This is a genomic window from Bacteroides sp. 1_1_30, assembly GCF_020982715.1.
GTDB lineage: Bacteria > Bacteroidota > Bacteroidia > Bacteroidales > Bacteroidaceae > Bacteroides > Bacteroides xylanisolvens.
This window is the reverse complement of record NZ_JAJKHN010000259.1, coordinates 1-554: the sequence shown is the minus strand read 5'-3', so window position 1 is coordinate 554 and position 554 is coordinate 1. Positions and strand designations below refer to the sequence as shown.

1 pseudogene is annotated in these 554 nt (G+C 53.6%); it reads left to right on the top strand.

Going from position 1 to position 554, the window contains the following annotated elements:
- Positions 1–554: pseudogene (locus LPH68_RS26565) on the top strand (viral A-type inclusion protein); the annotation flags it as partial.

The window sequence follows — 554 nt, the reverse complement described above, 5'->3', positions numbered from 1 at the left end:
ATAAACCGGCAGGAAGCCGACTGGAAGCGTGAGAACAAGGAAGCCGGCATATCCACCGGAGATAACGGACTTACCCGGGAGCAACAGGATGCACTTGAAAAAGCCCGTGCCTCAAACACCGAGTCAAGGAAAAAAGCGGAGGCGGACGTGTACAGGGAAGAGGCGGAAGCCATGCGTGACTATCTGAAGGAATACGGAACTTTCCAGCAGCAGAAACTGGCCATCGCTGAAGAATATGCGGAGAAAATCCGCAAGGCACAGTCCCTGGGTGAAAGGCTGACTTTGGAGAAGCAGCGTGATGCGGCTGTGCACAAAGTGGATATGGAAGCCCTGACCCAAAAGATAGACTGGGGGGCAGCGTTCGGGGATTTGACAGGCCTGCTTGCAGACCAGATGAAGAACCTGCTTGGCGAGCTTAAACAGTATGTCAAGACGGATGAGTTCAAAAAAACGGGAGCAGCAGACCAGCAGGTCGTCTACGATGCCATTGAACGTATTCAAAGCATGCTCCCCGGTGGCAACGGCACATTGGATTTTGCCCGGCTGCAAACGCA